Origin of the sequence: Pectobacterium sp. CFBP8739, assembly GCF_013449375.1 — a bacterium.
Lineage (GTDB): Bacteria > Pseudomonadota > Gammaproteobacteria > Enterobacterales > Enterobacteriaceae > Pectobacterium.
The window spans coordinates 398,841-405,800 of the sequence record NZ_JACDRR010000007.1 but is presented as its reverse complement, the minus strand read 5'-3'; the positions used below and the strand labels follow the sequence as shown (position 1 = coordinate 405,800).

The 6,960-nt window shown below is 46.1% G+C and carries 6 protein-coding genes and 1 tRNA gene; 2 read left to right on the top strand and 5 right to left on the bottom strand.

The window, feature by feature from the left end; genetic code table 11:
* Window positions 1-158: 158 nt before the first annotated feature.
* From pgsA to uvrY, 3 genes are read right to left on the bottom strand one after another with little or no spacing between them, the layout of a single operon-like run.
* A complete protein-coding gene (gene pgsA / locus H0247_RS07825; protein ID WP_180742028.1) occupies window positions 159-707 on the bottom strand; it encodes a CDP-diacylglycerol--glycerol-3-phosphate 3-phosphatidyltransferase in 549 nt (182 codons plus the stop codon).
* A gap of 58 nt (window positions 708-765) precedes the next feature.
* Entirely contained in the window at window positions 766-2,598 is a 1,833-nt protein-coding gene (gene uvrC, locus H0247_RS07820) for an excinuclease ABC subunit UvrC (protein WP_180742027.1), read from the bottom strand.
* On the bottom strand, window positions 2,591-3,247 hold the full coding sequence (uvrY, locus tag H0247_RS07815; protein ID WP_180742026.1) for a UvrY/SirA/GacA family response regulator transcription factor: 657 nt from the start codon (window positions 3,245-3,247) through the stop codon (window positions 2,591-2,593). The genes uvrC and uvrY overlap by 8 nt, the downstream gene beginning before the upstream one ends.
* A 642-nt stretch (window positions 3,248-3,889) precedes the next feature.
* On the opposite strand from uvrY, the gene H0247_RS07810 reads away from it, so the two are divergent.
* Window positions 3,890-4,114, top strand: coding sequence for a DUF2594 family protein (locus tag H0247_RS07810; RefSeq protein ID WP_180742025.1), 225 nt, complete (start codon window positions 3,890-3,892; stop codon window positions 4,112-4,114).
* 92 nt (window positions 4,115-4,206) lie between these two features.
* On the opposite strand, the gene H0247_RS07805 is transcribed toward H0247_RS07810, so the two are convergent.
* Both H0247_RS07805 and H0247_RS07800 read right to left on the bottom strand, forming a co-directional pair.
* Window positions 4,207-4,584 (bottom strand): hypothetical protein, encoded by a 378-nt coding sequence (locus H0247_RS07805; RefSeq protein WP_255433898.1) that lies wholly within the window; start codon window positions 4,582-4,584, stop codon window positions 4,207-4,209.
* A 525-nt stretch (window positions 4,585-5,109) separates the two neighbouring features.
* Window positions 5,110-5,185 (bottom strand) — tRNA-Lys (locus tag H0247_RS07800).
* 336 nt (window positions 5,186-5,521) lie between these two features.
* Between H0247_RS07800 and cycA the strand changes: the two genes are divergently transcribed.
* Window positions 5,522-6,934, top strand: a complete 1,413-nt coding sequence (gene cycA, locus H0247_RS07795) for a D-serine/D-alanine/glycine transporter (protein WP_180742024.1) — start codon at window positions 5,522-5,524, stop codon at window positions 6,932-6,934.
* Window positions 6,935-6,960 lie beyond the last annotated feature (26 nt).

Here is a 6,960-nt window from a genome sequence, read left to right as displayed (position 1 = left end):
CCAACTGAGCTATTCCCGCAATACAGAACTTACTGATTCTTTTAACTTCTTACAAACCAGCGTTGCTGTTGATGCGGTGCATTCTACTGACCTGACACGATGAGTCAACAGAATTATCAAGCAACCACGTTCGTTTGCTGTTTTTTACGGCGCTTCGATCAAGGTTCAAGCAAATCGTGACGCGCAGCGTTCAAATATTGGAACATTGACCAGAAAGTCAGCACAGCCGCGATGTACAGCGCCACAACACCAACACCTTCAACAATGGGCTCTGGGCGCCATAGCAAAGCAAAAAGCGCCATCATCTGAGCCGTAGTCTTCACCTTTCCTATCCACGACACGGCAACACTGCTTCTTTTGCCAATCTCAGCCATCCACTCGCGCAAGGCGGAAATAATGATTTCCCGCGCAATCATCGTTGCTGCCGGCAGCGTAATCCACCAGGAATGATAGTATTCCGCAACTAGCACCAACGCGACAGCGACCATCACTTTATCCGCAACGGGATCGAGGAAGGCACCAAAACGCGTGGTCTGCTTCCAGCGGCGAGCGAGGAAACCATCAAACCAATCCGTCACGGCAGCAAAGACGAAAATCAGCGTACAAAGCAGCGGTGCCCAGACGAACGGAAGATAAAACGCCAGCACAAAAAACGGAATAAGAGCAACACGAAACAGGGTAAGCAACGTCGGTATATTAAATTGCATAGCGCTTAGGTAACTATCTGGCTGGAGTGGATACTAAGAGTATGTTGCTACATTGTCCCTAGTGTTTCAATGCATGGAAGATCTTTTCTGCCAATGCATGCGAAATTCCTGGAACATTTGCAATCTCCTCAATACTGGCATTCATCAACGGCTGTAGCCCTCCCATGTACTTCAGCAGGGTTTGACGACGTTTAGGGCCGACACCTTCGATAAGCTCCAGCGTACTGGTATTCTTTACTTTTGCTCTCTTTTTACGATGTCCACCAATCGCATGGTCATGTGAATCATCGCGAATATGCTGGATAACGTGCAACGCGGGAGAATCAGGTGGCAGTGCTACGCCCTCGCCTGTCGCTTCAAAAAACAGGGTTTCTAATCCAGCTTTACGATCGCTGCCTTTCGCAACTCCAAGCAGCAACGGCTTATTTTTATCCCATGATACCTGTAACGAGTCAAACACGCCCTGCGCCTGACCAAGTTGCCCTTTCCCGCCATCAATCACAATAACATCAGGTATTTTACTCTCATCCAACGCTTTACCGTACCGGCGTCGGAGAACTTGCGCCATGGCAGCATAATCATCACCGGGCGTAATGCCACTGATATTATAGCGGCGATATTCCGAACGTAACGGACCATTGGCATCAAATACCACGCAGGATGCCACCGTCTGTTCACCCATCGTGTGACTGATATCAAAACACTCCATGCGATGGATTTCAGGCAGTTGCAAGACGCTTGCTAATGCGGTCAGACGCTGATGAATGGTAGATTGTTGAGACAATTTTGTGACTAACGCCGTAGCAGCATTCGTCCGCGCCAGTTTTAAATAGCGAGCACGGTCGCCACGGGGCTTCGTCTGAATCTGTACTCTTCTCCCCGCAACCGCCGTCAGGGACTCCGTTAACACGTCTTTATCAGGCAAAGTGAAATCAAGCAGAATTTCTGCAGGAAGCGTTCGGCCTAAGCTTCCTTGTAAATAGAACTGCCCGACAAACGTTTGCACCACTTCACCTAATTCCGTACCACCAGGCACTTTGGGGAAATAGCTCCGGCTGCCAAGGACTTTTCCCTGCCGGATAAACAGGACATAGACGCAAGCCATACCCGCATCAAAAGCCACACTAATCACATCCAGATCTTCGCCGTCGCCGGAAACAAATTGTTTTTCCGTCACGCGCCGAACGGCCTGGATCTGATCGCGTATCCGAGCTGCTTCTTCAAAATTCAGGTCGCGACTGGCCGCTTCCATCCGGGAGATAAGTTGATTCAGTACCTGCTGATCTTTGCCAGACAAAAACAGGCGAACATAGTCAACCTGCTGTTGATAATCCTCTTCGCTAACCAAACCGCTAACGCAAGGCCCAAGGCAGCGACCAATTTGATATTGCAGGCAAGGGCGAGAGCGGTTGCGATAAACGCTATTTTCACACTGGCGCACTGGGAACAGTTTTTGCAGCAATATCAGTGTTTCACGCACGGCATTGCCGTTGGGAAACGGGCCGAAGTATTCGCCCTTCGCATGTTTGGCACCACGGTGAACAGCCAGACGTGGATGAGCATCACCGCTCAAGAAAATCATGGGGTAGGATTTATCATCACGCAGCAAGACGTTATAGCGCGGCTGATAAAGCTTAATGTAGTTGTGTTCCAGCAGTAAGGCTTCAGTTTCTGTGTGCGTGATCGTGACATCAATATGCTTGATGCTTTTGACCAATGCCTCGGTTTTACGGCTGGCGACATGGCTGCGGAAATAGCTGGCAAGCCTTTTTTTTAAGTCTTTTGCCTTACCGACATAGATGACCGTATCGCCCGCATCATACATACGGTAGACACCAGGCTGGCTCGTTACCGTTTTTAAAAATGCCGAAGCATCGAAACTCTCACTCACTACTTAACAATGTCTCCGCGGTAAAAAGCCCATGCTTGATAGCCAGATGAGTCAACTCTACGTCGCCGTTGATATTCAGTTTGCTAAACATACGGTAACGATAGCTGTTCACGGTTTTAGGGCTAAGATTAAGCTGATCTGAGATTTCAGTCACTTTTTGCCCCTTAGTTATCATTAGCATAATCTGTAATTCGCGTTCAGACAAACACTCCAGCGGTGCGTCCGTTTGCGGCTCAAGTTGGCTTAGTGCCATCTGTTGGGCAATATCAGAAGCAATATACCGTTTACCTGCGTGTACTGCTCGAATGGCGGAAATGACTTCCTGAGGGGCAGCCGCTTTACTCACATATCCCGCAGCCCCCGCCTGCATCACTTTTGCGGGTAGTGGATTCTCCGTATAAATAGTGAGCATGATGACTTTTATATCTGGAGTGAAACGCAGGATTTTACGCGTTGCTTCAAGCCCACCGATACCCGGCATGCTCATGTCCATCAGGACAACATCCACATCATGGCTTCGGCACCATTTCACGGCATCTTCACCACAGCATGCCTCACCAACCACTTTCAGACCTTTGATATCGTCAAGAATGCGTCGTATCCCTGCCCGCACCAGTTCATGGTCATCAACAAGAAAAACGCTAATCAAAGAATAATTCTCCAAAAAAGGGAGTAACACTTACATAAAAAGTTGCTTGCAGGTGATACTACGTTGGTTTAAAAAAATAATGAACACTGATTTATATGAATATGTATTTTAAAATATGCCGAGAAAGAATAAAGCGCGTTCCCGATCATAACAATATATCGTCAAGCTGATGGTGTATGTCGATCACATTCTTAACATTTCAAATACGCCACGCACTATAAACAGTCCGGCTGCACAAAATGTATAAAAAACAATGCAAATCAAATGGTCTGCAATTGGCTTTAAATTTAAAATGTCAATAAAAAATCACTATTGTAATCGGAATATCATTGGGGATTTTATCATCGCCTGCCACTTTATTATACAAATAATATATTCAGTGAAGCACGTCCATAGTGAACATCATATGTATTAAACGAAACACATCTATAGCCTCTACCACGAAAAAAACCAAGAATATAGACGCTCTTTTAATAAGTTAAATGCATAAAAAACAGTCACTAAAATGGCGTCATCCGCGAATAATATCAATCCACAATATGCTTTATGGTATACTCCTGTTCATCTGGTTCTGCCTGCCGCCACAGCGGCAACGCCCGCAGCAGGCGAAGAAAAACATCTTTTTCTTGTTGAGGAGAAAACATGAGCAACGCAGATTTTTCTACTGCCGCATCAACTGAGACACTGGCCCACGAGGTTACCTGCCTGAAGGCGATGGTCACGCTGTTATTAAAATCGATCGGCCAGGCAGATGCCGGTAAAGTTATCATCAATATGGAAAGATATATTGCTCAATTGGAAGATGCCGAGCAAGCCACTGTTTTTGATAACACGATTAAACAGATCAAAACCAGCTACCGTAAATAGCACTATTTGCTACACCGCCATGCTAATAATTTGCTCTGGCGGTGTAGTGATATTTAGTGTTGCTATACTGATTAGAAAATAGAGACTCTCGTCTATTTACTTCCAATACTGATGAGTTTCAAAAGTAGCGCCTCTTCTTTCTTTTTATATTGCGTTAATTCCGTCACCAATGCTTTATCCAGGAACTGTTTCCTCGATAGTGCTTTTCTTTCATCAACCAGTTCTCTCAGCTCGGTGAAGCATTCATTGATTTTGTACTCTTGCGAACTTTCAGTACAGATTATCTCATGGATTGCCTGGCTCAGTTCAGACAGCGAGATAACCGATTTTGGATCCTGGTGACTTTTTTCTATGACGGCCAGTAATTTTTCGAATCCCATATAACCCCCTCCGAAATCAAGCAGAAACTTGCTTATGGCTAACCAGGAAACTCCAGCTACCTCTAAACGCCGCCCCAGTGGTGTGAACACAGCCCTGTGCAAACTCGTCATACTCAAGCTACATACGCGCTGGCTACGCGACTCGGCACACTGATGTGCACTTCTGCGTGTTTCGTCCTAAAGGGCAAATGCCTTGCGCGTGAACATGTTACTTGTAACGTGATTTATTTAGAGCAGTTCAAATCGCAACATCATTATTACGCTCTATCGACTATCCCGTCTGTTAAGCATAGCACTTTATCACGACATCACGACTCTTCAGGGCACGTGAGGCACGCCTTCATCAGACAGAGCGTGAGTTTCAACAATACCATCAGCCCGTTATATCTTCGCCGACGTTAACGTGCCCTCTGAATAAAAACACGCCAGAGAAAACTCGATCTATTAAGCAAGAAAAAACCGTGAAAGAAATAAGATAAAATAAAGAAACAGAGAATAATAAAATAACGCAGAAAAATATGAGTAAACTTAAGAAGGGATATAAATAAAAAAAGCTAACCCAAAGAAAAACAATAATAAAAAATAGAAAAAATCACTGTAACCCTTTGATATTGTTGGTGGGTCGTGCAGGGTTCGAACCTGCGACCAATTGATTAAGAGTCAACTGCTCTACCAACTGAGCTAACGACCCAACGGGGAGGATTATTCTCCTCCCTGACTCGTCTGTCAAACACTTCATATTAATTTTTTATGCACGATAATAACATTGTTAGCAATTGGTAAATTTGCTAACCTACTCAACCTATTTATCTCGGCCTCTCAGCGTTTTATATCTTCTTCATTTTAGGGCGAAAACTATACAGCATCACTTTACATCATTATCTGCCCTCTTTATGCCTGGCTATCTCAGACATCCGCTGTAATAAGTACCGCGGTTGCGCTATCTTATTTGTTTCGATTTTCGCAAACGAGAGCCACCAAAGAGCTCAAAAAAACATCACAAACAGAAACAGGAACGTGTACTTAAATGGCCGAACAATCAAAAGAAGCCGCAGACCTTGCCCCTGAACAGGGAGAGGGACTGCAACGGAATCTGACTAATCGTCATATTCAGCTCATCGCCATCGGCGGAGCAATCGGTACTGGGCTATTCATGGGCTCAGGCAAAACAATCAGCATGGCTGGCCCGTCGATCATCTTCGTTTATATGATCATTGGCTTTATGCTGTTTTTCGTTATGCGCGCAATGGGAGAGCTATTACTCTCCAACCTCAACTACAAGTCATTCAGTGACTTCGCGGCCGACTTGCTCGGGCCATGGGCAGGTTTCTTCACTGGCTGGACTTACTGGTTCTGCTGGGTCGTAACCGGGATCGCCGATGTCGTCGCGATTAGTGCATACTCTCAGTTCTGGTTCCCCGATTTATCACAGTGGATTTCCTCCCTGCTTTGCGTGCTACTCTTACTTACGCTCAATCTGGCAACCGTGAAACTGTTTGGTGAGATGGAATTCTGGTTCGCCATGATAAAAATTGTCGCCATCGTTGCGTTAATCGCCGTTGGCGCTGTACTGGTCATGATGCAATTCTCTTCGCCGTCAGGCAACGTCGCCTCTTTTACCAACCTCTGGAATGATGGCGGCATGTTCCCCAAAGGAATAAGCGGTTTCTTCGCTGGGTTTCAGATAGCCGTATTCGCCTTTGTCGGCATCGAACTGGTGGGTACAACGGCAGCTGAAACGAAAAACCCGAAAGTGGTATTGCCGCGGGCGATTAACGCTATCCCGATTCGCATCATCATGTTTTATGTTTTTGCGCTAATCATGATTATGTCCGTCACGCCTTGGGGCGCGATCACGGCAGATCGTAGTCCTTTCGTGGAAATGTTCGTGCTTGTCGGCTTACCTGCGGCTGCCAGTATGATCAACTTCGTCGTCCTGACGTCTGCGGCATCTTCAGCGAATAGCGGCGTTTTCTCCACCAGCCGCATGCTCTTTGGTCTGGCTAAACAAGGCGATGCACCGAAAGGCTTCGGCACGCTCTCTAAACGTGCTGTCCCTTCGGCTGGACTGATGTTTTCCTGTATTTGTTTACTGTCTGGCGTCGTGTTGATCTACCTGATTCCGAACGTGATGACCGTCTTTACGCTGGTAACCACTGTTTCCGCAATCTTATTTATGTTCATATGGAGCATCATCCTGTGCTCTTATCTGACCTACCGTAAAAAACGCCCTCAGCTACATGCCGAATCATCCTATAAAATGCCATTGGGTATCTTCATGTGCTGGGTATGTTTGGCCTTTTTCGCTTTTGTTATTGTACTGTTAACGTTACAGCCAGATACACGGCAGGCGCTCATTGTTACGCCGCTGTGGTTTATTGTTCTGGCTATTGCTTATCAGTTTATTCGTCGGGAAAAGCAGGCTGTTGACATGAAGTAAAGCGTATAAATGCAAGAAAGGCGCGG

Coding starts and splice junctions, on each gene's coding strand:
- cycA (WP_180742024.1), top strand. CDS start 5,522: ATGGCCGAACAATCAAAAGAAGCCGCAGACCTTGCCCCTGAACAGGGA.
- H0247_RS07810 (WP_180742025.1), top strand. CDS start 3,890: ATGAGCAACGCAGATTTTTCTACTGCCGCATCAACTGAGACACTGGCC.
- pgsA (WP_180742028.1), bottom strand. CDS start 707: ATGCAATTTAATATACCGACGTTGCTTACCCTGTTTCGTGTTGCTCTT.